At 47.5% G+C, this 24216-nt stretch carries 24 protein-coding genes; 18 read left to right on the forward strand and 6 right to left on the reverse strand.

Features of this window, described 5'->3' with window-relative positions:
• Positions 1-158: 158 nt before the first annotated feature.
• The 3 genes from TOLA_RS11590 to TOLA_RS11600 all read left to right on the forward strand — a co-directional run bounded on the left by TOLA_RS11590 (position 159) and on the right by TOLA_RS11600 (position 1699).
• Positions 159-482, forward strand: coding sequence for a hypothetical protein (locus TOLA_RS11590; protein ID WP_015879349.1), 324 nt, complete (start codon positions 159-161; stop codon positions 480-482).
• Positions 483-494: 12 nt separating this feature from the next.
• A complete protein-coding gene (locus TOLA_RS11595) occupies positions 495-944 on the forward strand; it encodes a hypothetical protein (RefSeq protein WP_015879350.1) in 450 nt (149 codons plus the stop codon).
• A 245-nt stretch (positions 945-1189) separates the two neighbouring features.
• Positions 1190-1699 carry a hypothetical protein gene (locus TOLA_RS11600; RefSeq protein WP_015879351.1) on the forward strand — a complete coding sequence of 170 codons (510 nt, stop codon included), beginning with the start codon at positions 1190-1192 and terminating at the stop codon, positions 1697-1699.
• Positions 1700-1905: 206 nt separating this feature from the next.
• Here the strand turns inward: TOLA_RS11600 and TOLA_RS11605 are convergent, their stop codons facing one another.
• Genes TOLA_RS11605 through TOLA_RS11615 form a run of 3 tightly spaced genes read right to left on the reverse strand, consistent with a single transcriptional unit; the run spans position 1906 to position 3783 of the window.
• On the reverse strand, positions 1906-2709 hold the full coding sequence (locus TOLA_RS11605) for a hypothetical protein (RefSeq protein ID WP_015879352.1): 804 nt from the start codon (positions 2707-2709) through the stop codon (positions 1906-1908).
• A complete protein-coding gene (locus tag TOLA_RS11610; protein ID WP_015879353.1) occupies positions 2696-3313 on the reverse strand; it encodes a hypothetical protein in 618 nt (205 codons plus the stop codon). The genes TOLA_RS11605 and TOLA_RS11610 overlap by 14 nt, the downstream gene beginning before the upstream one ends.
• Positions 3313-3783: a hypothetical protein gene (locus TOLA_RS11615; RefSeq protein ID WP_015879354.1), complete on the reverse strand. Its 471-nt coding sequence runs from the start codon at positions 3781-3783 to the stop codon at positions 3313-3315. Before TOLA_RS11615 ends, TOLA_RS11610 begins: the two co-directional genes overlap by 1 nt.
• Positions 3784-4983: 1200 nt before the next feature.
• On the opposite strand from TOLA_RS11615, the gene TOLA_RS11620 reads away from it, so the two are divergent.
• The 8 genes from TOLA_RS11620 (at position 4984) to gluQRS (ending at position 11385) form a co-directional block, all read left to right on the forward strand.
• Positions 4984-5208 (forward strand): hypothetical protein, encoded by a 225-nt coding sequence (locus TOLA_RS11620; protein ID WP_015879355.1) that lies wholly within the window; start codon positions 4984-4986, stop codon positions 5206-5208.
• Positions 5209-5467: 259 nt separating this feature from the next.
• Entirely contained in the window at positions 5468-6439 is a 972-nt protein-coding gene (locus TOLA_RS11625) for a calcium/sodium antiporter (RefSeq protein WP_015879356.1), read from the forward strand.
• 341 nt (positions 6440-6780) lie between these two features.
• Positions 6781-7005 carry a hypothetical protein gene (locus TOLA_RS11630; RefSeq protein ID WP_015879357.1) on the forward strand — a complete coding sequence of 75 codons (225 nt, stop codon included), beginning with the start codon at positions 6781-6783 and terminating at the stop codon, positions 7003-7005.
• Positions 7006-7266: 261 nt separating this feature from the next.
• Entirely contained in the window at positions 7267-8418 is a 1152-nt protein-coding gene (locus tag TOLA_RS11635; RefSeq protein ID WP_015879358.1) for an iron-containing alcohol dehydrogenase, read from the forward strand.
• A 110-nt stretch (positions 8419-8528) separates the two neighbouring features.
• Entirely contained in the window at positions 8529-9140 is a 612-nt protein-coding gene (locus tag TOLA_RS11640) for a nucleoside deaminase (RefSeq protein ID WP_015879359.1), read from the forward strand.
• The gene (thpR, locus tag TOLA_RS11645) at positions 9140-9676 is read left to right on the forward strand and encodes an RNA 2',3'-cyclic phosphodiesterase (RefSeq protein WP_015879360.1); all 537 of its coding nucleotides are present in this window, start codon (positions 9140-9142) and stop codon (positions 9674-9676) included. Before TOLA_RS11640 ends, thpR begins: the two co-directional genes overlap by 1 nt.
• Before the next feature lie 329 nt (positions 9677-10005).
• A complete protein-coding gene (gene dksA / locus TOLA_RS11650; RefSeq protein WP_015879361.1) occupies positions 10006-10455 on the forward strand; it encodes an RNA polymerase-binding protein DksA in 450 nt (149 codons plus the stop codon).
• A gap of 60 nt (positions 10456-10515) precedes the next feature.
• A complete protein-coding gene (gluQRS, locus tag TOLA_RS11655) occupies positions 10516-11385 on the forward strand; it encodes a tRNA glutamyl-Q(34) synthetase GluQRS (RefSeq protein ID WP_015879362.1) in 870 nt (289 codons plus the stop codon).
• On the opposite strand, the gene TOLA_RS11660 is transcribed toward gluQRS, so the two are convergent.
• Positions 11382-14453: an efflux RND transporter permease subunit gene (locus TOLA_RS11660; protein ID WP_015879363.1), complete on the reverse strand. Its 3072-nt coding sequence runs from the start codon at positions 14451-14453 to the stop codon at positions 11382-11384. The two genes, gluQRS and TOLA_RS11660, sit on opposite strands and share 4 nt — an antisense overlap.
• A gap of 5 nt (positions 14454-14458) precedes the next feature.
• Complete coding sequence (locus TOLA_RS11665) at positions 14459-15580, reverse strand: efflux RND transporter periplasmic adaptor subunit (RefSeq protein ID WP_015879364.1); 1122 nt, start codon at positions 15578-15580, stop codon at positions 14459-14461.
• Positions 15581-15785: 205 nt separating this feature from the next.
• On the opposite strand from TOLA_RS11665, the gene pcnB reads away from it, so the two are divergent.
• From pcnB to ychF, 7 genes are all read left to right on the forward strand, one after another.
• Positions 15786-17312 carry a polynucleotide adenylyltransferase PcnB gene (pcnB, locus tag TOLA_RS11670; protein ID WP_041609873.1) on the forward strand — a complete coding sequence of 509 codons (1527 nt, stop codon included), beginning with the start codon at positions 15786-15788 and terminating at the stop codon, positions 17310-17312.
• Entirely contained in the window at positions 17305-17790 is a 486-nt protein-coding gene (folK, locus tag TOLA_RS11675; protein WP_015879366.1) for a 2-amino-4-hydroxy-6-hydroxymethyldihydropteridine diphosphokinase, read from the forward strand. Before pcnB ends, folK begins: the two co-directional genes overlap by 8 nt.
• Before the next feature lie 22 nt (positions 17791-17812).
• A complete protein-coding gene (gene panB, locus TOLA_RS11680; RefSeq protein WP_015879367.1) occupies positions 17813-18607 on the forward strand; it encodes a 3-methyl-2-oxobutanoate hydroxymethyltransferase in 795 nt (264 codons plus the stop codon).
• 12 nt (positions 18608-18619) lie between these two features.
• A complete protein-coding gene (gene panC, locus TOLA_RS11685; protein WP_015879368.1) occupies positions 18620-19486 on the forward strand; it encodes a pantoate--beta-alanine ligase in 867 nt (288 codons plus the stop codon).
• Between the two features lie 64 nt (positions 19487-19550).
• Positions 19551-19931 (forward strand): aspartate 1-decarboxylase, encoded by a 381-nt coding sequence (panD, locus tag TOLA_RS11690; RefSeq protein WP_015879369.1) that lies wholly within the window; start codon positions 19551-19553, stop codon positions 19929-19931.
• A gap of 40 nt (positions 19932-19971) precedes the next feature.
• Positions 19972-20565, forward strand: a complete 594-nt coding sequence (pth, locus tag TOLA_RS11695) for an aminoacyl-tRNA hydrolase (RefSeq protein WP_015879370.1) — start codon at positions 19972-19974, stop codon at positions 20563-20565.
• Positions 20566-20584: 19 nt separating this feature from the next.
• A complete protein-coding gene (ychF, locus tag TOLA_RS11700; protein WP_015879371.1) occupies positions 20585-21676 on the forward strand; it encodes a redox-regulated ATPase YchF in 1092 nt (363 codons plus the stop codon).
• 105 nt (positions 21677-21781) lie between these two features.
• Here the strand turns inward: ychF and TOLA_RS11705 are convergent, their stop codons facing one another.
• The gene (locus tag TOLA_RS11705; protein ID WP_015879372.1) at positions 21782-24214 is read right to left on the reverse strand and encodes a formate C-acetyltransferase/glycerol dehydratase family glycyl radical enzyme; all 2433 of its coding nucleotides are present in this window, start codon (positions 24212-24214) and stop codon (positions 21782-21784) included.
• Between the last annotated feature and the right edge of the window lie 2 nt (positions 24215-24216).

The following is a 24216-nucleotide window of genomic DNA, read 5'->3' on the forward strand; positions in this document are numbered from 1 at the left end:
CTGAAGGTTGATTATTAACGCAAAACAACCAATTTTTACGTTAATCGATACATGTCACATCCTTCATTTCATGCGTCTGCACTCATCCTCGCATGGCTGGTTACCTTCGCTTTCAGTCCAGATGAACAGACTCCACTACAAATACTAAGGAAAAAACCATGATCCGTTATCCGATTATTGCCACACTTTTTATTTTAGTTTCCACGATTTATTCACTCTTTACTGGCGGCTCACCTCACCTCGGATTCTGGGGGCATTTTTGGTTCTTTGTCTTTGGCTCACTTTTCTTGTCACTGGGTTTGATGGGCGGTGAACTATTCCGTCGCTTCGTCAAACCGGATATCTTGATAGCAAATGGAGCTCAAGATATGTTCAAACAACGTCTATTCTGGAAAGTTGGTCCACAACTCATCGGTGGCGTTATTGGCATTATTGCTTGTAGTGGTTTTATGCAAAATGTGCTGGGTTATTACATTGGATAAGGAAAACAAATAATGAAAGCATCATTACTTTTACCAATAGTTGCGTTGCTGAGTAACAATGCGCTGGCGTATGGCGAAGCTGGTCAATGGAGCAGTGGTTGGGGTCAGGGAACAACCGAATACACCGCCGTGGTTGATGCGCACAACAGCCTATATATCGCATGCAGTGATATTGCCAAGGTGTCTATGACCGCCACTGTCAAAGGGCAAGAATATGGCTCTTATGCCGCTAAAGGTTTTTCGTTGATAGTTAACGGAAGCGAATATGAAGCGCCTTATGAAACTAACTCTCGTGTCGGTGAAAACAACTTTTACGACATGTGGGCTAAGTTACGTAAAGCCAAATCAATAACAATCGTCACCGCAGATGGTCAGAAACTCGCCCTACCAGTTAAAGGTGTTTCAGTCACGCTGCCTGCAACCAACACATCAGCGTTTAGCTGTCTGATGTGGGACAACTGATTACCTTAGTCAACATTTGATACCAAGGGAGGCTCATCACCTCCTTCTATTTTTCACTGCACCGCATTCACCCTTCCCAAAAATATTTCTCTGAAAAACCAACTTCGTATAGCAATAGCAACACCTACGAAACCCATCAATAAACCCAATACAAAACTGGAACGGCTGAAGGCCAATTCTCAGGTTTATCTTTCATCCTATTTTGCCTCTGTTGGGGCATTTTATTTCCTTATGAGGACAAAACGATGGAAATCGCAGACCACATCATTACCTATCAGGGTGATGTTCCACAGCACGGTATTTACGCAGGAGAAAACAATGTTATTTATTTTGATAGCAAAAATACTCGTTCAATTCTTGTTGAAAATATGGACCATTTTTGTCAGCAGAAAGGATGCTTTATCCGCAATTATCCGTTCCGCCCGTATGCGAGGCCGGAAAGTTTAGACAGAGCATTTGAACAGATGAGTAAGATGACAGAACACCCGTTTTCTTCAGATGAACAGTTTGTTGCGTGGTGTATTAAAGGTGATTTAAACCCCAAAACACACCGTAGTGGCAGGAACGAACACGAAGAGGAAATCATTAAAATGACAATCAAGAAAATTCTAACATCCGCAGTGGATGTGCTGGCGCAGCACCCAAAATGGCAACAACAAGCCGAGACCGCCAATAAATATTTGCCCGTTATCATCGGTTCTATTCAGTTGGGGATAGAGATAAAAAAGATGGTGGATGCCAAGAAGCAGTTGTAGATCATGATTTTTACTGCGGGGATAGCAAGGGGCGAAAGCCCTTTGCTGTTGGAACATTCTTTTTTTATTCTAAGTTGTTTTTGGACAAAAATGAGTTAAGGGTTTACGTAAGTCAGCTTTGTAAGACTTGGGGGGGAGATGTATCGTGACAATAAGCCTTAAGTTGCCCAATAGTAGAAAGCCCCATACGGGGCTTACACAAATGGTTAGTTAATGTCTTTCAACGATGGAATAGTCTTTCCATCACTGGCAATTGAAAGTGGCGCACCAGCATCAGTAATATGAAAACGCTCTAAATGATTTTCGATGAATTTTTGACCTTGATTGGTCAGCCTGTCAATGCTTTGGTTTAAGCTAACAATGTCTCTATTCAGTTCTTCTAGGAAACGAGTTGAAGTATGAATAATGTTACCCATTTTAGTATCAACAGCTCGAATTAGAATGTCTTTTGCTCTTTCATTATCACCAAATTTATCTTCGATTCTAATGAAATCGTTCATCGCTTCTTCGATTGCGGTATTTTGAAGTTGTTTATACTGAATGGTTTTTTCATAAACAAGCTGTTGAGCACGTTCCTTTAGCTCAAGTTGCATATGACCTATCGCATTGATTGTTTCAACGTTTAGCTTCGTTAACTGTTCAAGATAAAGAGCAATAGCTACGGTAGTGCGCTCCATTCGCTCAAACTCTTTTTCTTTTTTCCATTCTTGGATTTCGGCGACTGCCTTTTCGATTTCACGAACTCTACGGACCTCAAGATCTACGTCTAGCTCTTTCTCTTTTGCCCTTAGTTCATGTTCAAGCTCCATCTCCTTTGTTCTGATTTCGTGTTCAGAACGTTTTTGAGCAGTTAATGTATCCATGTTGCGTTTATGTTCAGATTCTCTTGAGGATTCGCTCCTTTCGTGAGATCTGGATTTTAAAGGCTCACTAGCCCATTCACATAAAACATCTACTGGTTTGCTGATACAATTGAGCAATGCACCACCAATACGACTAAATATCCCCATTTTGTTCTCCTAAAAGTCTATTAAATTCTCTTTCAAAGAGAACTTGATCTTTCCTTCTTATGTAATTGATTTCTTCAAGCCTATCTTTATCTTTATCAAAGATTGAGAATATCTTTTCGATTTGTTTTACTTTATCTTCCAAAAAGAATGAGTCTATACAAGATGTGCTTTTTGACTGTTTGAAGCTTACAAATTCTTCTGTGATATGCTTTAACTTTCTCTGCGTAACTTCATCATTTATATCAGTTATACGGATTGAAAGTTTTTCCAGATTGGCATTAATAAATATTGAATATTCTCTTTCAAATGAGAGTGATAAAAGGTTTTCATTCTTTTCATATTGGAAGAAAGACGAATAGAGTTGAGGATCTTCATTAACACTTCGAAAAACTAGGTCTTCCCTTGCCTCTCGTAAAGCTGTTAGTAGCTCCATCATGACGGTTGGAGCCACTTTCGATTCTGCTAGTTTATCTTGCATGATTCTATATAACACTCGCAATAAATGTTCTCTGGTTCTCTTGCCTAAATCTTCGTGAACAGCTTTGAGTTGCTTGACTAAGTGAAGCACACAAACCAGATGCTTTATGTGAGTGTCATATTCCATTAATGGTTATCACTAGAGGCGACAGAAGGCTTATTCAACTTAGCCTCAGCACGAATCTTACCGATAGTATCAAGTGTATGTTCTTCAATTAGGCTGCTGCTAAGATCTAGGCTCTTGGTGTAACTATCAACAAGTTCTTTGAGCCATTTTGATGCAACATCACCATCAACCTGAGATTCGCTTAGAGTATGGGAAACTTCTTTTAATGTTTCAGAGAAGAATTTTGATCGCTCTTTACGTAAATCTTCTTGCAAGGTAGAAGCAAACTTGATTTCCTCTTTGTATTCTTTGACGAGTTCCAGATAGTTTTTTTCGAAGTTGTATAATACTTCTAACTTGGTCTTTAATAGTTCGAGATTTACGTAGCCACTCAGTTCTTTCTTAAGGGATTCAGTCAATTGAGATTTGATTGAGTCATCCGCACCTGATTCTTTTACAGCCGATGCGATTAGTTGGTTCAGATCTGTCATTACGTACTTTCCATTGATATTAAGAATAGACATAAAGGTTATATTCAGACTAATGCGTATGTAAATCAAAGCATTGTGTAACTTAACATGATCTCGCTCATGCTCAACGCGAGTAATAGTTCAAAGTTTAACCTCATAACATTCACTTAGAGCCTTGAGGATAGTTAGATTAAGGCTGGTCGTAAAACAAAATGGGGCAGAAACGTGTTAGCTCAGTGAACTTACACACCGATTAACAGTACGAATGGAAACCCAACAGGGCTAATTATCGCTACATGAAAGGCGGTGTCATGCTGAATGACTTTTATGATGCTGGTATTTATCAACCTGATCTATTCAGCGATACGGCAGTAAAAGCTCACTTTGAGCCATTGATGCGAGTGCTGGACAAATTAACCACTGTGGAAAAGGCAAGGTCTGACTAGCCTGAGAAGGGATCGCGAAAGCGTAGTCGATGACTGCGTACACAACAAGCGGGGAAGAACTGCTTAAGATAAAGTAGAAAGAATAGTCGCATAGCTTTTATATAGCGTATGTTTTATGTAGTGGTTTCGGAAAAAACTAGACAGATAAACCAGCCTCTTAGGGAGTTGAACCGATGTTTTTTTGAGGAGTTGAACCGAGCCTTCAGGGAATTGAACCGGTATCCTATATCTCTAGTTTTGGCTAAGTAGACAGCTAAGAATATGGGTGGAATAGTCAAAAGTAACACCAAGAGTAACACAACAACAAGCAATCAATCACAAAAAACCTTTAAATTCAAATTGATAAAACTCAAACTCAGACGACGCCAGCCCACCAAAAATTGGTTTTGAACAGTACCAGAATGTTTCAAAACATACATTGAACCCGCTAGCTGAAAGGCTTTGCGGGTTTTTTATTGTCTAGTGGTTTTCATTAACTCTCATTAGAATCCGCACTTTTTAGGTATATGTTTAGGCATATCTCTTCCACATCGACAGCCAGCCGTTATTCCCAAAGGAACATGCTCAGCATGTGGTGCTCCTAACTCACTGATCAGCCTGTATTGCAACACGGCTAACTCTTTTGAAAACAATCATTATTTTTCTCAGAATGCGAGACAGATACCATCCCGACTGCGTTGGCCGTCAATTAAAGTTAATTTTGGTGATGTAAGTTTGATTCAGGGAGGATTAGGTCTGTTATAACAAAGACTCAGTGAACCACAGGAGAGCACTTATGGTTAATGTTGAAAAATTACAAAAAGCGCATTTTATTAGTCATGACCTTGTATTGCCTCATTTCCATGGTTATCCAATCAGGGTTATTACAGCATCATGTCCATGGTCAGAAGAAAAAGTTACTCCCAACATACTCAATGTGGCCGTTTCTCTTCCTGGTGAAGACGGAATTGCGCAATTGAAGCAAATGTTAAGATCTATTGATGTAACACCAGGTGAATAACAATTATTCATTTCTTGTCACTGTCATCCTGCATTATCTCAATCAGTTGACAGTGTCGTACCCAGCTAACGGGGAGTTCCCGTTAATCGAACGAGGTCGCATATCGCGACCTTATTTCGTACGCATGCTGCGTTATCTCAGCATGCGTACGAAATAACCACTCATAATTCCTGCCATACACTATTTGTTTTTCCGAAATGAAGTATCCGTTTATATTCGTTATTATTTTTAATAATCCGTCTGTTATGGGATGAATCAAATGGCTATGCCATTACTAGCTATAATATTAGGTCTGGTTGTACTGGTCTGGAGTGCCGAGCGGTTTGTTGACGGTTCAGCGGCAACAGCTCGCTATTTTGGAATGCCCCCGCTACTGATTGGTATGGTGATTGTCGGTTTCGGTACTTCAATGCCGGAAATGGTAGTATCTGCGCTGGCAGCCATACAGGGAAATCCCGGCATCGCTCTAGGTAATGCTTACGGTTCCAATATTACTAACATCGCCTTAATTCTTGGTCTGACTGCAGTCATTTGTCCGATTACTATTCATTCACAGATATTACGTAAAGAATTACCAATTCTGACAGCCATAACCGGTGTCGCTATCTATCAGCTATGGGATGGTGTGCTGAGCAGACTTGATGCCATCATGCTGATTGTCATTTTTCTTCTACTGATGGGCTGGACTGTCTGGCAAGGCATGAAACAGCGAAGCGATGCTTTCGCTGATGAAATGAATACCGAATTATCAAGTCAGCCGAACATACCTGTTCGCCTTGCATTATTCCGGATGATTAGCGGGTTAATTATTTTGATCATCAGCTCGCGGTTTCTGGTATGGGGAGCGGTTAGCATCGCGCAACAACTTGGCATCAGTGATTTAATTATTGGCCTGACTATTGTTGCTATTGGAACCTCCTTACCAGAACTGGCCTCTTCGATTGTTGCAGCACGCAAAGGTGAAGACGACATCGCTTTGGGCAACATTATCGGTTCAAATCTTTTCAATACACTGATGGTTGTCGGTATAGCCGGTTCAATTTCACCACAGCAGACCGATCCTGAAATTTTATCCCGCGATATTCTGGTAATGACGTTACTAACCCTGTCATTATTCATATTCGGTGTTGGCATGAGAAAGAAAAAAATGATCAGCCGATCCGGCGGAATTTTACTGCTGGGCTGCTTTTCGGGTTACACATCTTATCTGGTAGTGACTACATTTGCCTGAGCCGGATTAATTCGAATAATCATCTCCCCAGAAACTCAATGATCTGAATTTTGGTGGGTAGCAAGTGCATTTACTAAAATAATTCACTAAATGCACTTGCTATGCGGGCGATAACCCTATAGATTAGATTCTGCTCAATGATTAAGTAATAACTGCGTTGTCTTTTCTCGCTACACCGTCTCTTCTAAATCATCTCTAGAAAGTCTCGTTGTTCCGGCACAGCCTTCCATCTTATGGACGTTATCTCTGCATTTTGCTTTTAGCACTTACATGTGTATTTATCTTTAACCAAACTAAAAATTAGCAGCCCGGCATGGGCACATAATTATTAAAGGAAACTTATGTTTATTAATATTTCAAATAATATCAGCGTATCAAAACACCTTGGTCATCAACAAAACAGCTGGATCTGCTATGAACCTCTGGAAGGTAATGATCAGCGTAAAAAGCCGCTGTGGAAACGCCAAACCGGATTAATGTCGGCAAATGCCATGCACAACTGGTTAATGCACCAATATGCAGATCAGAATGCAGCTTCTGCCTTTCAGCATATTGCTGGTATGTAGCCTGTTGCAAAATGTCTACTGTTCTCAATTAATTACTTTTTACCAACACAGTTCGTATCATGCAGCGCACTCTGCACGCTGAATACAACAAGCTTCAAATATAGAAAAAACTTATTGAATTTTAATAATTAAAATAAAAATTCTGTTAAGTAAATCAAAGACGCACCTCCTGTTCTGAATGAAGATGATATCAACCTGAGACTCATTAAAATCTCATTTGATATACATCTTTCATTATCAAGTTAATAACAGGAGCTCCTCATGAGCGTAATGCACTTTTCTGTTCCCCGCGATATCGTCTATGGCGAAAATGCCCTTCAAACCCTTAGTACATTAAAAGGCAAACGAGCAGCACTGGTCACCGGTGGTAGTTCAATGAAGCGCTTTGGTTTTCTGGAGCAGGCACAGGCACTGCTGGCAAAAGCCGGCATGACCAGTATCGTCATTGATGGCGTGGAACCTAATCCGTCAGTAGCAACTGTTCAACGCGGCGCGCAAGCAATGCTGGAGTTTGAACCTGACTGGATTGTCGCAATTGGTGGCGGTTCGGCGCTGGATGCGGCCAAAGTGATGTGGTGTTTTTATGAACATCCTCACCTGAAATTTGAAGATATTATTGCTGTCGGCTCTATGCCGCCTCTGCGTAATAAAGCCCGTTTTGTTGCAATCCCTTCCACCAGCGGCACCGCTTCAGAAATCACTGCGTTTTCTGTTATTACTGACACCGAAAATCATATCAAATACCCGATTGTAGCAGCCGATATGGTGCCTGATCTGGCGATCCTTGATCCGGCTCTGCCTGAATTGATGCCACCGCATATCACAGCAAATACCGGTATGGATGTACTGGCTCATGCAACCGAGGCTGTTGCGTCTATCGCTGCGACATCATTCACAGATCCTTATGCCATTGAAGCCATCAAGCTGGTGCTGGAAAATCTGGAAACAGCGTATAGCGATCCGCATAACAAAGAAGCCAGATTCAACATGCACAATGCGTCTGCGCTGGCAGGCATGGCATTTACCAATGCGTCTTTAGGTCTGGTACATTCTCTGGCACATAAAATCGGTGGTGAATTCGGTGTCACTCACGGTCTGGCAAATGCCATTCTGATGCCTTATATCATCAACTTTAATCGCCGGTTCAGCGACAAATATGATCGGGTGGAGAAATTGCTGGGTCTGACTGATCTGGCGGAATCGGTACGGCAACTGAATGCCAAACTAGGCATTCCATGCTGTTTCAAAGCGTGTGATGAGGTGGATTTTGCTGAAGCCAAATTCCGCGATGTACTGGATCGTATGAGTGTGAATGCACACGCAGATCCTTGCACACTGACTAACCCGGGCAAACCGACTGTAGCTGATGTTAAAGCACTTTATACTGCCGCTTATTACGGTACCGCTATTTAACTTTATCTAATCACCCATAAGCGGATGATGGCAGCATCGTCCGCTTTTTTATTGCTGCAACAATGCTACTATGCCGCCTCGCTGATTATTTAAATGAGGAGTCACAGGTCGTGTGTCAACACCACTGCACAGCAATTACCCAGGCCCCGCAAGCTCAGCTGGCCATTCATCTGCCGGATTGGATCAATCAGGTAGTGGACTGGCAACAAGCCCTGCATTCCGATGAAGAAAAAATGACCCTGGCAATTGAACTGGCACGTCAGAATGTTCTGCGTGGCACCGGTGGCCCGTTCGCCAGCATCATTGTCCACCGTCAGAGCGGCGTCTTATTAAGTGTCGGTGTAAATCAGGTTGTAGCGCAGAATAACTCCACACTGCATGGCGAAGTCATGGCTATCATGCTGGGTGAGCAACGTCTGCAACAGTTCAGCCTGAACAGCCAGTCCGGTGAATATGAACTATTCACCTCCTGTGAACCATGTGCCATGTGTATGGGGGCGATCCTTTGGTCTGGAGTCAAACGTTTGGTCTGCGCCGCTACGGGAGAAGATGCCCGTGCTATTGGTTTTGACGAAGGCCCGGTATTTGAACAATCGTATGAATATCTGAGTAACGCCGGGATTGAAGTGAGCCGTAATGTGCAACAACCGGCAGGAAAAGCCGTACTTGAACTCTATTTGCAGGAAGGCGGTAAACTTTATAACGGCAAAGCAAATAGCTGATGCAACGCCGTCTCTTTTTTGCACTACCGGCACAATCAGTGGCCAGTGCCTTACATCATTGTCAGCAACAACTGCATGAAGAAGGACACCGCAAACCAGTCAATGCAAACAATTTTCATCTTACATTGCATTTTCTGGGCATGCAGGACGAGCATATTCTGCCGCAACTTTATCAGGTTGCCGCAGAACTACGCAGTCCACCCTTTGAGCTAACACTGGATCAATACGGTTTATTTCGTCATGCCCACTGCTTGTGGCTGGGACCGCAACACCCTGCCCCGCCCTTGCTGCATCTGGTAAACCGCTTAGGGGAATCGCTGACACAACTTGGCTTGCCTGTCAGCACAGATTATCGCCCTCATATCACATTGTTTCGTAACGCGCGCGCTATGACGCAGTGCCCTGCGCCTGCCCTGCGATTGCAGGTTTCAGAGTTCATTTTGTATGAATCGATCTCCGCTGCCGACGGTGTCTGGTATAAGCCATTACGGCGCTGGCCGTTACTTAATCAATCAGTTGATGAAAAGCAGCAATAGTTCATATTTCTGCTATATAACCGGACATTCATAACCATGCGGGACTAAAATAGTAGAAAACCAGTACATGTTATCAATTCTCATTTTGAGAAATTATTTTGCCGATAGCATTGAAATGGTAATACCGAGTCCCCATAAAGTGGTGCCTGTTTGAAATCACAATCGGGAATCAGGCATTTCATGTGAGGTTGTGATGAAGTTTCAGGCTTGGCTAACATTTTTTGCCAACGGATTTGCGAGGCGAGGCTGCATCTGATATAGATACCGGCCTCAAAATTCATCGCCAGCACACAGTGACGTGCTGTGTCATGTAAAAGTAGGAGATAGGCATGTCAGCAGAAGATAACAAAAAATCTCTGGGACCGCTGGCCATCGCGGGCGTCACCCCTTATCAGTTAGCCCCTGGTGAGGAGTACATGAATGACCAGCAGAAAGAGCACTTCCGGAAAATTCTGGAAGCATGGAAAAACCAGCTGCGTGAAGAAGTTGACCGTACCGTTGATCATATGAAAGATGAAGCGGCTAACTTCCCGGATCCGGTAGACCGTGCAGCACAGGAAGAAGAATTTGCGCTGGAATTACGTGCCCGTGATCGTGAGCGTAAATTAATCAAGAAAATCGAAAAGACACTGAAAAAGCTGGAAGAAGATGACTTCGGTTATTGCGAATCCTGCGGTGTTGAAATCGGTATTCGTCGCCTTGAAGCGCGCCCGACCGCTGAACTGTGCGTCGATTGCAAAACACTGGCTGAAATCAAAGAAAAACAGCTGGTTGGCTAAATTGCAACAAGATGACAAGGGAGCTGCGGCTCCCTTTTGTTATTTTATAAACTTGACGCTATGACTTATATCGGACGCTTTGCCCCTTCCCCATCAGGCCCGTTACATTTCGGTTCTCTGATTGCTGCAGTTGGCAGTTATCTGCGTGCCCGTTCACAACAAGGACGCTGGCTGGTACGCATCGAAGATCTCGATCCGCCACGTGAACAACCCGGCGCGGCTGCAGGTATTTTACGTACACTGGAACAATTCGGCCTGTACTGGGATGGTGCGGTGATGTATCAGAGTCAGCGCCATGAACGCTATCAGGCTGTACTGGATGACTTATACCGGCAGGGAAAAACCTATCATTGCCACTGTACCCGGGCACAGATCCAGGCTGCTGGTGGTTTCTACCCCGGCACCTGCCGTGACCGGCATTATCCGCCGGAGAATGCTGCCGTACGTCTGAAAGTCGATGCTCCTTGCCTCTCCTTTCATGATCAATTGTTAGGCTTGGTAGAAGTTGAACCGCATCTCGCCAGCGAAGATTTTATCCTGAAACGCCGGGATGGTTTATTTGCCTATAATCTGGCGGTCGTAATTGATGATGCCGACAGTGGCATTACCGAAGTGGTGCGGGGCGCTGATTTACTGGATCCGACGGTTCGGCAGATCACCTTGTATCAGCAACTCGGCTGGAAAGTACCGGACTGGCTGCATTTGCCACTGGCACTGCAGGATAATGGTCTGAAACTGTCAAAACAAAACCATGCACCATCGATTGAAGAATTACCGGTGGCTGCAACGCTGTGCCGGGCTCTGGCCTTTTTGGGCCAGCCGCTGCCGGAACAGGCCGCTGATATGAGTGCAGAAGCATTATTGAAATGGGCGGTAAAACACTGGCAGTTATCGCTGGTGCCGACAGCAGCCAGTGTTCATCATCATTAAGAGCGGAAATTCAGCTTAGCGTGCCATGGTGCCAGATAATGATAAATAACCGGTGTCAGATAAAGCGTGACAATCTGCGACAGCAATAATCCGCCGACGATCGAAACACCGAGTGGCTGACGTAATTCAGCGCCGGCGCCATAACCCAGCGCTATCGGTAACGCGCCAGCCAGAGCGGCAATACTGGTCATCATGATCGGCCGGAAACGCACCAGACAAGCCTGATGTATCGCATCATCCGGCGTCATCCCATCCCGCTCCCGATCCAGTGCAAAATCGATCATCATGATGGCGTTCTTCTTCACGATGCCAATCAGCAACAGGATGCCGACAAAGGCATACAGTGTGACCGGAAACTGGAATAACCACAGTGTCAGCAACGCCCCCAGACCCGCCGAGGGCAAGCCGGAAAGAATAGTCAGCGGATGTACAAAACTCTCATACAGCATTCCCAGCACACCATAGACCACCAGCAAAGCCAGAACCAGCAACACCATCATGCCGGATTGCGAACTGGCAAATGCGGCAGCACTGCCCTGCAAACTGGTGACTACTGAGGCTGGCGGAAGCAGTTCTTCTTTTACCTGATCCAACGCTTTTAAGGCATCGCCAAGCGCCATTCCGGAACTCATATTAAAAGAGATAGTCGCTGCGGGTAATGTCCCCAGATGATTGACAGTGAGCGTCTGGGGCTGACGTTTGAAACTGGCGACAGTATCCAGACTGATCAGGACACCATCATTATTTCGTACCCGGATCCGGCTTAAATCTGCAGCCTGCTGCTGCCGTTCCGGTAATACTTCCAGAATCACAGCATACTGATCCGTATCAGCATAAATGGTAGACACCTGACGTGCGGCAAATGCACTCTGCAGTGCCGTTTCAACCTGACTATACGTCAATCCGTAGCTGGCAAGCTTATCGCGATCTACGGCCACGGAAAGACCGGCACCAACGACCTCCTGGTCACTGGTCACATCACGCAGCCCCGGAATCGCTCTGATTGCCGTAAGGAAACGATCATGCCACTGCGTCAGTTCATTAAAATCATTACTCTGGACGGTGAACTGATATTCGGATGCCGTCGACATGCCGCCGATACGAATCGACGGCGGATTACGCAGATAGACGCTGAGCCCCGGAATATGGTTCACCTTCTGCCGCAGTTCAGCAATCACCTGATCAGCGGAAAGACGCTGCTCCCGCGGAACCAGCCGGATCGTCATGGATCCACCGTTGGCACTGCCATTCGGGCCAGTACTGCCAACCGACGACATAAATGCAGCAACGTTGGGATCCGCCTTCACGATTTCAGCAACCTGCTGCTGCATGCGGGATAAGGTTGCAAAAGAAGTATCCGGTGCCGCTTTGGTGGTCAGAGTGATCTGGCCGCTGTCTGTGCTCGGTAAAAAATCCTTTGGCAATTGCTGATACAGCAGCACCGTTAATGCCATGCTGACAAAAAAAGTGAACATCACCCAGCGGGGATGACGCAGAACGGCAACCAGAGACACGCTGTAACTTTCCGTTAATGTGCTGAAACCTCGCTCCAGCCATTGAGACAACCGACCCTGCGTTGCGGTTGTTTGTTCCGCCCGTAACACCCGGCTGCAGAGCATCGGTGTCAGTGTTAACGAAACCAGACCTGATACTGCAATGGCAGCACTAATGGTGACCGCAAACTCATGCAGCAGACGCCCCATCAACCCGCCCATAAACAGAAGAGGAATAAACACGGCAATCAGCGACAGCGTCATCGACAAGATGGTAAAACCGATCTCCCGGGCCCCTTTCCTTGCTGCCTGCATCGCCCCCATGCCCTGCTCCATGTGGCGGACGATATTTTCCATCATCACGATAGCATCATCGACCACAAAACCGACCGCAAGAGTCAAAGCCAGCAAAGAGAGGTTATCCAAACTGTAATTCAGTAAATACATTACCGGCACCGCACCTAATACTGACAGCGGCACAGCCAGTGCCGGGATCACGGTTGCAGACAGATTACGCAGGAATAACCAGATAACCAGTACGACCAGCGCACAGGAAAGTAACAAGGTAAATTGCACATCATGGATAGAGGCGCGGATCGACTCGCTGCGATCGTATAAGATATCCATCTGGATCGAATCAGGCAGGATCGACTGAAATTGAGGTAACGCCTGACGTACAGCATCAACGGTGCTGATCGTATTGGCACCCGCCTGCCGCTGTACCGCGAGAATGATACCTGGCTTATCAATAAACCAGCTGGCAACACGGGTATTTTCCTCACTATCCAGCACATTCGCGATACTGGAAAGATAAAGCGGCGCGCCATTGCGGTAAGCAACGACCAGCTTACGGTATGCGGCTGCATTTTTAAGCTGTCCGTTACTCTTCAGACTTAAGCTACGGAATTCACCGTCCAAATCACCCAGTGGCTGATTAACATTATTATCCGCAACCGCGGTGGCCAGCTCATCCAGTCCCAGATTATGGGCGGTCAGTTTATCCGGATCAGCCTGAATACGAACCGCGTAAGGTTTCGAACCATATACCGAAACCTGCGCTACTCCGGGCAGCATAGAAAGTGATTGTGCCAGCTTACTTTCGGCATACTCAGTCACCGTAGAAATCGGCAAGCTATCAGAGTGCAACGCAATAAGAAAAACGGGAGCATCCGCCGGATTCGATTTACGCATCGACGGCGATGACGTCATGTTCTGGGGCAATTTGCGTTGTGCGGAGCTGAGCGCACTCTGCACATCCAGCGCTGCCGCATCAATATTTCTGTCGAGATCAAATTGCAGCGTGATCCGGGTGATACCCTGAGAACTCGAGGAGCTAATGTTATCGATACCGGAAATGGTCGCCAGCTGCCCTTCCAGTGGTGTTGCGACCGCCGAAGCCATCGTTTCCGGTGACGCCCCTGACAAACTGGCTGTGACGTTAATAGTCGGAAAGTCGATCTGCGGTAATTCACTGACCGGCAATGCCCGGTAAGCCAGAATGCCAAACAGCGTAAAGAATGCCATCAGCAGGCAAGTCATCACCGGCCGGCGGATAGATAACATCGAGAGTTGCATGATCTCTACTCCGCTCCGGATTTGGTAGTTGAAGCAATACTGACCGGTGAACCATCATTCAGCCGGAATTGCCCTTCGGTGACCACCAGATCACCCTGTTGTAATTCACCCTGAATTGCACTCCAGCCATCGTTTGCGGCCAGTTCTTCAACCATGATCCGCTGTACAATCCCATTATCAACCACAAACAGTTGCAATCCTTCCGGTCCCTGCTGCAACGCCTTTCCCGGTATAACCAGCACTTGCTTTAAGGTTCGTGCTGCCATCTGCACCGTAACATATTGCCCGGGTAACCAGTCGCCTGACGGATTGGCAAAGTCGGCTTTCAGTGTGATCGTGCCACTGCTGCTATCAACGTTATTATCCAGGAAAGTAACCGAGCCGTGACGCTGTTCGACCGCTGTGCCGGAGTTAATCTGCGCGGTGACATCCAGTGCACCGGTACGTAATGATTCCTGTAAATCAGGAAGATATTTTTCCGGTAAGGTAAAACTGACCGATATTGGATCCAGCTGATTCAGCGTAGTCAGTATGGTGTTATATGCCTGCACGGTGGCACCGGCAGAAACCAGATGTGCGCCGGTACGTCCACTGAAAGGTGCTTTGATTTTGGTGTAATCCAGATTACGGGCCGCAATAGCCAGACTGGCTTCGTCCTGTTTTACCTGTGCGGCAGCCGATTGTTCGGCAGCCTGATAACCATTCATATCTGCTTCAGATACAAACTTTTTCTGCAGCAATACTTTCGCTCTGCTCAAATCAGCCTGCGCTTTTTTCAACAAAGCCTGATCCTGCTGCAGAACCGCTTTTGCCTGCTGCCATTTATTGCGGTAATCACTGTCATCCAGCTCAATCAGTACTTGTCCTGCGCTGACCGAAGCCCCCTCGTTAAAGAAAATTTTCGAGATCTGGCCTTCTATCCGGGGCTTCAGTTCCACCGACGATTTCGCAACAACACGCCCGACAGCTTGCCAGCCAGCCTTAAAATCTTCTCTTTTTACCGGCGCCACCACGACCTGCGTTGATTTCTTTACTGATGCAGCAGGTTGTTTCTGTTCATTTAAGGAAAAACGATACCCGACGACAACAATCACAGCGGCTAATACAATCCAACGCCAGATGTTCATATTTTCTCCATTACTTATAATTGAACAACCCCTGACCGGCCCAGGATGGTAGTCTGCATGTTAATGGTGGTAAAAGTGTGTCAGGCAGCAGGATCAGCGCCATAAATTACCGTGCCACCTGAAAAAAGCATGATCAGGCCGCCCCGATGTTCGCATTTACGCTGGGGTGCGCTATCATACCGCCCGCTCTTTTTTTGTGTCAGAAATTCCGAGGTGTACTATTTTTTCCCATATCGCCAATTTGTATCGCAAAGTGCTTGGTAAAGAAGAGACACCAGCGACGCCAAAAACAACCCCGACTGAACCCGCTGCGCCAAAGCGTCAGCGCGCTGTCAGCGAGAAAAAAACGGCTGTCAGCTCAGGCTCACCACGACGTATTTTAACCCGGGACCAACACAGCATCTCTCGTAGCATGATCAGTGAAAACGCACTGAAGGTGCTTTATCGTCTGCATAAAGCCGGTTATCAGGGATATCTGGTTGGTGGCGGGGTGCGTGATTTATTGCTGGGAAAAATACCGAAAGATTTTGATGTGGTCACTGACGCACATCCTGAACAGATCCGTAAATTATTTAATAATTGCCGCCTGATTGGACGCCGTTTCCGACTGGCTCATATCGTATTTGGCCGTGATATCATCGAAGTTGCCACCTTCCGCGGACATCACCATCAGGTTAACACCAGCAAAAATATTGCTGAACAATCCGAAGAAGGTATGCTGCTGCGCGATAACGTGTACGGCACCATCGAGGAAGACGCAGAACGCCGCGACTTCACCGTGAACGCGCTGTATTACAACATCAAAGATTTTTCACTGCATGATTTCCATGGCGGACTGAATGATCTGGCTGCAGGTAAGCTGGAACTGATCGGTGATCCGGAAACCCGCTACCGGGAAGATCCGGTACGGATGCTGCGTGCCGTTCGCTTTGCCGCAAAACTGGGCCTGACCATCAGTGACCGCAGTGCTGAACCGATCTCCCGGCTCGCCCCTCTGCTGCAGGATATTCCGTCTGCCCGTCTGTTTGAGGAAACCATCAAACTGTTCCTGGCAGGGCACGCGCTCAGCACTTATCAGCTACTGCGTAAATTCGGTCTGTTCCAGCAATTGTTCCCGCAAGCGGCAAAACTGCTGACACCGGATAATAATTCAGCCTATGAGCGCTTCCTGGAAAAAGCATTAGCGAACTCAGATAAGCGGGTAGCAACCGAACAGCCGGTTACCCCGACATTCTTCTATGCCACCCTGCTGTGGGGTGTAGTGGCAATGCGTCAGCGTGAAATCAGCAACGAAAGCAATCTGCCCTATCTGGATTCCATGCAGATGGCGATGAACGAAGCGATTGAACAGCAGATCCATAGGGTTGCCATTCCACGTCGTTTTACCAGCGATGTACGGGAAATCTGGTTGCTGCAGGAACGTCTGCCGCGCTATTCCGGCAAGCGGGCCGAAAAACTGTTTGCCCAGCCAAAATTCCGTGCCGCTTTCGATTTCCTCGAATTACGGGCGCATGTTGAACCACGTCTGCGCGATATCGTCGCCTGGTGGCAGGATTATCAGCAGACACATGACTTTATCCGTCCGGAACATACGCATGCCCGCCCGGCACGTACGGCCACGGCAACTACTGCTGCTGTTGAACAACCTCAGAGCGAAGAACATGCGCCGCGCAAACGACCACACCGCCGTCGTCGTTATCCGCAGCAATCCGGCCAGCGTCGCCATGACTGAGGTTTTTGTTGCTCTCGGGGCTAATCTGACTGAACCCCGGGTGCAGATCTTGCGGGCGATTAAAGCGCTGCAGCAGCTACCGGCAAGTGAACTGGTCTCCTGTTCTCCGCTGTATAGCTCAGCCCCGATGGGACCACAGGATCAGCCGGACTACATTAATGCCGTAGCCCGGTTGAATACATCGCTGGCCCCCCATGCACTGCTGGATGAATTGCAACGCATTGAGCTGGAACAAGGGCGTGAGCGTAAAGATGAGCGCTGGGGTCCGCGGACACTGGATCTGGATTTACTTTTGTATGGACAGCAGATTATTCAGGATGAACGTTTGACCGTCCCTCATTACGGTATGACTCAGCGGGCTTTCGTACTGGTGCCGTTATTTGACATAGCACCACAGCTGGCATTACCGGATGGACGTCAGTTAGCCGGACTGGTTGCTGCCTGTGATCGCAGTACACTGTTCCGCCTACCGGATTAATTATTGTTTCACAGGAGTCGCTATGAGCAAAATCAGCCTGACCCAGGTGCAGAAAATGAAACAAAGCGGAGAAAAGATCGCCATGATCACCGCTTACGATGCCACCTTTGCCCGTCTGTTTGATGATGAAGGTGTTCATTCCATTTTAGTTGGCGACTCGCTGGGCATGGTGGTTCAGGGTCATAACGACACACTACCGGTAACAGTAAACGATATGGTTTATCACACCGCTAACGTAGCCCGTGGCGTACAAAACGCCCTGCTGATTGCCGACCTGCCATTCATGAGTTACAGCGATGTGCACTCCGCATGCATCAACGCAGGCCGTCTGATGGCTGCGGGTGCCAAGATGGTGAAAATTGAAGGTGGCGACTGGCTGTGCGACACCGTAAAACAACTTAACCGCAATGGCATTCCTGTCTGTGCGCATCTGGGCTTAACCCCGCAATCCGTGCATCTGTTCGGTGGTTTCCGCATTCAGGGCCGTGACGCACAGCGGGCAGAAGAAATTTATCACCACGCATTAGCATTGCAAACCGCCGGTGTTCAGATGGTCGTGCTGGAATGTGTGCCAGAACAACTGGCTGAACGGATCACCAAAGCATTACGTATTCCGGTGATCGGTATCGGTGCCGGTGCGCAAACTGATGGCCAGGTATTAGTCATGCAGGATGCATTAGGTGTAACAACCGGTTATATCCCTAAATTCAGTAAAAATTTCCTGGCAGAAACGGGAGATGTACGAAAAGCTATCCAGCTCTATGTCGAGCAGGTAGCCAACGGCCAATTCCCGGCTGCTGAACATACCTTCAATTAAGGAAGTCCGATCGTGTTAGTCACCGAACAGATCGACGCCCTGCGCGCCGTTATCCGGGAACATCGTCAACAAGGCAAACGCATCGCGTTTGTCCCGACTATGGGAAATCTGCACAATGGTCACCTGACCCTAGTGCGTGAAGCCAAGAACCATGCTGATGTCGTTATCGTCAGTATTTTTGTTAACCCGATGCAGTTTGATCGGGCAGAAGATCTGGTTAATTACCCGCGCACGCTGAGTGACGACTGTGCATTACTGGAACAGGAAGGTGTAACGGCTGTATTCACGCCGACTCCGGCCATCATGTATCCGCAGGGTCTGGAAACACAGACTTTTGTGGAAGTTCCGGAGATCTCTTATTTGCTGGAAGGTGCCATGCGTCCCGGCCATTTCCGCGGTGTCAGCACGGTCGTTACCAAACTGTTCAATATCGTACAGCCGGATGTGGCTTGTTTTGGTCAGAAAGATTACCAACAACTGGCGCTGATCCGTAAAATGGTACGTGATATGACCATGCCGATTGAAATTATCGGAGTCCCAACAGTACGGGCAGAAGATGGTCTGGCGCTCAGCTCCCGGAATGGTTACCTGACCGCAGAAGAACGCCTTATTGCACCAACACTGGCGAAAGTTATGGGTTGGATCGGCGAACAATTGCCAGCACGGCAAACTGCTATTCCGGCACTGATTACCGAAGCAGCAGACAAACTGAATTCGGCTGGTTTCCGTACCGATGCAATTGATATTGTGGATGCTGAGACGCTGCTGCCATTGAGCGGACAAAGTACCGAAGCTGTTATTCTGATGGCCGCATGGCTGGGCAATCGAGCTCGTTTGATCGATAATTTAGTGGTCAATTTGCGCGCAACCACCAGATAGTTTATAGTCGCGCCGCTGGTGTGATCTGTGGCACACCGAAGCCGAGTTACGTAAGGAAAAAGCAATGCAACGAATCATGCTGCGAGGCAAACTGCATCAGGCCCGTGTTACCCATGCGGTACTGAATTATGAAGGCTCCTGTGGAATCGATCAGGACTTTCTGGATGCTGCCGGTATCGTCGAATATGAAGCGATTGATATCTACAACATTGAAAATGGCGAGCGTTTTTCCACTTATGCTATTTCTGGTGAGCGCGGTTCCCGCATGATCTCCCTGAATGGTGCTGCTGCACGTAAAGCTGCTGTGGGCGACCGCATCATCATCTGTGCCTACGGGCCGATGACCGAAGATGAAGTCGCACAGCATAAGCCGCGATTGGTTTATCTGGATGCCCAGAACAACATTGTCCGCACCAGTAAAGACATTCCGCTGCAACTGGCCTGATAAAGGCCAGTTTTCTTTCTATCTGCCGGAACTGTTTGTTATGACACAACCAATACAGCTGATTGTCGGGCTGGGCAATCCCGGTCCGGAATATGCCAATACCCGCCATAATGCCGGGGCATGGTATGTTGCTTCGCTGGCTGAACGTTACAACGGCAGTCTGCGCGAAGATCCTAAATATTTCGGCCTGACCGGACGCATTCAGATCAACGGGCAAGATGTCCGCTTGCTGATCCCGACTACGTTTATGAATCTGAGCGGAAAATCAGTCGTCGCCTTGGCTAAATTTTTCCAGATCCCGCCAGAGAGTATTCTGGTGGCGCATGATGAACTGGATCTGCCGCCGGGTGTTGCCAAGTTTAAACAAGGCGGTGGCCACGGTGGGCATAATGGCCTGAAAGATATCATCAATAAACTGGGCAATAACAATCAATTTCATCGCCTGCGTTTAGGTATCGGCCACCCCGGAACAAAAGAACAAGTTGTTGGTTTTGTGCTGACCAAAGCACCAAAAGCAGAACAACAACTGATTGACGACGCGCTGGACGAAGCGGTGCGCGCAACTGATATACTATTCACTAATGATATGACCAAAGCCATGAATCGCTTACACAGCTTCAAGGCTACCGCCTGATATTGAGGAATCAACCACTATGGGTTTTAAATGCGGCATCGTCGGTTTGCCAAACGTAGGCAAGTCCACCCTGTTCAACGCGCTGACTAAGGCTGGTATCGAAGCTGCCAACTTCCCGTTCTGTACCATCGAACCGAATACCGGTGTGGTTCCTATGCCTGATCCACGTCTGGATCAACTGGCTGAGATCATCAAACCACAACGCATTGTGCCAACCACCATGGAATTCGTGGATATCGCAGGTCTGGTAAAAGGCGCGTCCAAAGGCGAAGGTCTGGGTAACCAGTTCCTGACCAACATTCGTGAAACCGAAGCAATTGGTCACGTGGTGCGTTGTTTTGAAAATGACAACATCATCCACGTTGCGGGTAAAGTTGATCCGGCTGACGATATCGACACCATTAATACCGAATTAGCGCTGTCTGATTTGGAAACCTGTGAACGCGCTATTCAGCGTATCCAGAAAAAAGCCAAAGGCGGCGATAAAGACGCCAAAGCTGAACTGGAAGTGCTGGAAAAATGTCTGCCACAGCTGGAACAAGCTGGCATGCTGCGCGCACTGGATCTGAGTGCCGAAGAAAAAGCCGTGATCCGCTATCTGAGCTTCCTGACCCTGAAGCCAACTATGTATATTGCCAACGTCAATGAAGATGGTTTCGAAAACAATCCGTATCTGGATCAGGTGCGTGCTATTGCCGCCAAAGAAGGCTCTGTCGTGGTGCCAGTGTGTGCTGCCATCGAAGCTGACTTAGCTGAAATGGAAGAAGAAGATCGCGCTGAGTTCATGGCGGAATTGGGTCTGGAAGAACCGGGTCTGAACCGTGTGATCCGCGCAGGTTATGAGCTGCTGAATCTGCAGACTTATTTCACTGCCGGCGTGAAAGAAGTGCGCGCCTGGACTATTCCAGTCGGTGCCACCGCACCACAAGCCGCCGGTAAAATTCATACCGACTTTGAAAAAGGCTTTATCCGTGCTCAGACCATCGCGTTTGAAGACTTCATCACCTACAAGGGTGAACAGGGTGCAAAAGAAGCCGGTAAGATGCGTGCCGAAGGTAAAGACTACATCGTTAAAGATGGTGACGTGCTGAACTTCCTGTTCAACGTCTAAGCTTTTTTAGTTCTGAATGCCCGCATAATGCGGGCATTTTTGTTTCAGCTAAACGAAAAAAACCCCACAAACATCGCGGGGCTTAACACCAGTCTTAATTTACGCTCAGGCCAGCGTATGTTCCGTTCTGGCGATGATGTCATCCTGAGTATCGGGCGAAAGTGCGGTGAAAAATGCAGAGTAACCTGCCACCCGCACCACCAGATCACGATACTGATCCGGATGTTCCTTGGCAGCCAGCAGGGTTTCGCGGGAAACAATGTTGTACTGCACATGCCAGCCTTTATGTACCTCAAAGAAGGTACGCAACAATGTCATCAGTTTCTGACGATCACGAGGTTGTTCCAGACTGTTCGGGTTCAGTTTCTGATTCAGTAACACCCCGCCCAGAATGGCGGCAGTCGGCAATTTACCCAGTGAGTTAAATACGGCGGTCGGACCATGACTATCCGTACCAGACGACGGGCTGGCACCTTCAGCCAGTGGCGTATGCGCTTTACGGCCATCAGGTGTGGCCATTGTGCCCGCGCCAAACGGTACGTTAGCTGAAATTGATGAGGTACCGGCATAATAACCACCACCGATCGGGCCCCGGCCATAGCGGGTGTTATGGAAGTGACTGATTTCATCAATGTAACTCTGGTATGCATCAACCAGCAGTTCATCAACTGAATCATCATCATTACCGTATTTAGGTGCGCGATTGTGCAGGATCTGCCGTAAAGCTTCCCCCTCTTCACCCGCGAAGTCATCCGCCAGTTTAGCCGCCAGTTCCTGTTGTGACACTTTGCCAGCAAAGACAAAATCACGGACAGCTGCCAGACTGTTACCGGTATTTGCAATCCCAACCTGTAAACCAGAAACCCAGTCGTATTTCGCACCACCTTGTTTTGCCGTTTTACCGCGTTCAATACAGTCATCAATCAGAGCAGAACAGATAATGTCATGCGCGTTTTCTTCCAGCATGGTATCAATGACGCAATCGATCTCTATCGTCTTACGGGCGTAGTAGCGCACCTGACGATCCCAGGCGGCCATCACTTCATCGAAACTATTGAAGTTGCCCAGAGATAACCCTTTATCCTGTGGCAGGAAGATTTTACCGGTAGTCGCGTCCTTCCCCTGCTCCAGCGCTGCCAGCATGACACGGGTAAAGTTAAGGAAGCTCATACCGGTACAACGATAGCCCCATTTGCCCGGAACTGCTGTTTCGATACAACCAATCGCGGAATAGTTATAAGCGTCTTCTTTTTCCACACCCAGTTTGATGAATTCAGGAATAACAATTTCATCGTTATTGAACGCAGGCATACCAAACCCGCAGCGGATCACCGCCATGCAGGCTTCCAGGAAGTCATTGCTCATTCCGGCATGATAACGCACGCTTAAATTCGGCTGAGTGGAGCGCAGACGGCCGCAAGACTCCAGGATCGTGTAGGACAGCGGGTTCACGGCATCAACCGGCTCGCCATGATGTAATTTCTGCCCGCCAATCGTGACGTTCTGATACATCGGACTGCCCGCAGAGGATTTGGAATGCAAACCAGAACGGATCTTGTTTACTTCCAGCAACTTCAACCAACAGCCATTCAGTAACTCGATCGCTTGTTCACGGGTTAAAGTCTGTTCCATTTCAACGTCGCGACGGTACCAGTGGTACAGGTACTGATCCATCCGGCCAAACGAGACAGAGTGACCATTAGATTCAATCTGTAAAAACAACTGAATGAAGTAACAAAGTTGCAGCGCCTGCCAGAAAGTTTTTGGTGGCTGTTCCGCAATTAGATCGCAGTTTTCCGCAATTTTAAGTAACTCGTCACGGCGTTCAGTCCGGTCTTCTGTCGACGCCATTTGTCTGGCCAGATCAGCATAGCGGCGAATATGCGCAGTCAGTGCTCCGAAAGAAATATCCACAGACTTCAGGAATTGCTCACGGTGCAGATCCTCCCAGTCGGCAAGATCCAGACGCTGACGACGTTCAGCGACCTTCTGCCGTACACCTGCAATCCCCACTTGCAGGACCAGCTCATAATCCACGGCCATGTGAGCATCGCCGGAATTCATATTGCCTTCTGCCTTGATAATGCCTGAGTCCAGCAACGCCTTTTGATCATCTGAAAACAGCGCATAGCAACGATCACGTACCGTTTGACCAGCCCAGAATGGGGCAATTTCATGAATGATCGCTTTATCTTTCTCAGAAACACTGAAACCAGCGCCGGGACGTTCAGCTAACTCATTGATCTCTTTAACCACCCAATCCATCGTGTATTCAGGGAAGATTGGTGCCGCACGAAGATAAGCACCCTGATTACCAACGATCAGCTCATCATTATCAATCCAGATAGTGCGTTGTTCTAAGTGATGCGCCAGCGCCAGCGCACGACGCAATACAACCGGTTTATCAATATTGGCTTTATATGCCTGCGTGTAATGCAACGCACGTTCCGTACAGACTGGTGGTGAAACAATTTCAACAAGACGGCGTTTATGGTTACGCGTACGCTCAGTCAGTGTGGTCAGATCCAGTTCAGTCATAG

The sequence above is a fragment of the Tolumonas auensis DSM 9187 genome, from assembly GCF_000023065.1.
In the GTDB taxonomy this organism is placed as follows: domain Bacteria; phylum Pseudomonadota; class Gammaproteobacteria; order Enterobacterales; family Aeromonadaceae; genus Tolumonas; species Tolumonas auensis.

Excerpts from the sequence above, each read along its gene's own strand:
- TOLA_RS11590 (WP_015879349.1), top strand. The coding sequence starts at position 159 with ATGATCCGTTATCCGATTATTGCCACACTTTTTATTTTAGTTTCCACG.
- TOLA_RS11595 (WP_015879350.1), top strand. The coding sequence starts at position 495 with ATGAAAGCATCATTACTTTTACCAATAGTTGCGTTGCTGAGTAACAAT.
- TOLA_RS11600 (WP_015879351.1), top strand. The coding sequence starts at position 1,190 with ATGGAAATCGCAGACCACATCATTACCTATCAGGGTGATGTTCCACAG.
- TOLA_RS11605 (WP_015879352.1), bottom strand. The coding sequence starts at position 2,709 with ATGGGGATATTTAGTCGTATTGGTGGTGCATTGCTCAATTGTATCAGC.
- TOLA_RS11610 (WP_015879353.1), bottom strand. The coding sequence starts at position 3,313 with ATGGAATATGACACTCACATAAAGCATCTGGTTTGTGTGCTTCACTTA.
- TOLA_RS11615 (WP_015879354.1), bottom strand. The coding sequence starts at position 3,783 with ATGACAGATCTGAACCAACTAATCGCATCGGCTGTAAAAGAATCAGGT.
- TOLA_RS11620 (WP_015879355.1), top strand. The coding sequence starts at position 4,984 with ATGGTTAATGTTGAAAAATTACAAAAAGCGCATTTTATTAGTCATGAC.
- TOLA_RS11625 (WP_015879356.1), top strand. The coding sequence starts at position 5,468 with ATGGCTATGCCATTACTAGCTATAATATTAGGTCTGGTTGTACTGGTC.
- TOLA_RS11630 (WP_015879357.1), top strand. The coding sequence starts at position 6,781 with ATGTTTATTAATATTTCAAATAATATCAGCGTATCAAAACACCTTGGT.
- TOLA_RS11635 (WP_015879358.1), top strand. The coding sequence starts at position 7,267 with ATGAGCGTAATGCACTTTTCTGTTCCCCGCGATATCGTCTATGGCGAA.
- thpR (WP_015879360.1), top strand. The coding sequence starts at position 9,140 with ATGCAACGCCGTCTCTTTTTTGCACTACCGGCACAATCAGTGGCCAGT.
- dksA (WP_015879361.1), top strand. The coding sequence starts at position 10,006 with ATGTCAGCAGAAGATAACAAAAAATCTCTGGGACCGCTGGCCATCGCG.
- gluQRS (WP_015879362.1), top strand. The coding sequence starts at position 10,516 with ATGACTTATATCGGACGCTTTGCCCCTTCCCCATCAGGCCCGTTACAT.
- TOLA_RS11660 (WP_015879363.1), bottom strand. The coding sequence starts at position 14,453 with ATGCAACTCTCGATGTTATCTATCCGCCGGCCGGTGATGACTTGCCTG.
- TOLA_RS11665 (WP_015879364.1), bottom strand. The coding sequence starts at position 15,580 with ATGAACATCTGGCGTTGGATTGTATTAGCCGCTGTGATTGTTGTCGTC.
- folK (WP_015879366.1), top strand. The coding sequence starts at position 17,305 with ATGACTGAGGTTTTTGTTGCTCTCGGGGCTAATCTGACTGAACCCCGG.
- panB (WP_015879367.1), top strand. The coding sequence starts at position 17,813 with ATGAGCAAAATCAGCCTGACCCAGGTGCAGAAAATGAAACAAAGCGGA.
- panD (WP_015879369.1), top strand. The coding sequence starts at position 19,551 with ATGCAACGAATCATGCTGCGAGGCAAACTGCATCAGGCCCGTGTTACC.
- pth (WP_015879370.1), top strand. The coding sequence starts at position 19,972 with ATGACACAACCAATACAGCTGATTGTCGGGCTGGGCAATCCCGGTCCG.
- ychF (WP_015879371.1), top strand. The coding sequence starts at position 20,585 with ATGGGTTTTAAATGCGGCATCGTCGGTTTGCCAAACGTAGGCAAGTCC.
- TOLA_RS11705 (WP_015879372.1), bottom strand. The coding sequence starts at position 24,214 with ATGACTGAACTGGATCTGACCACACTGACTGAGCGTACGCGTAACCAT.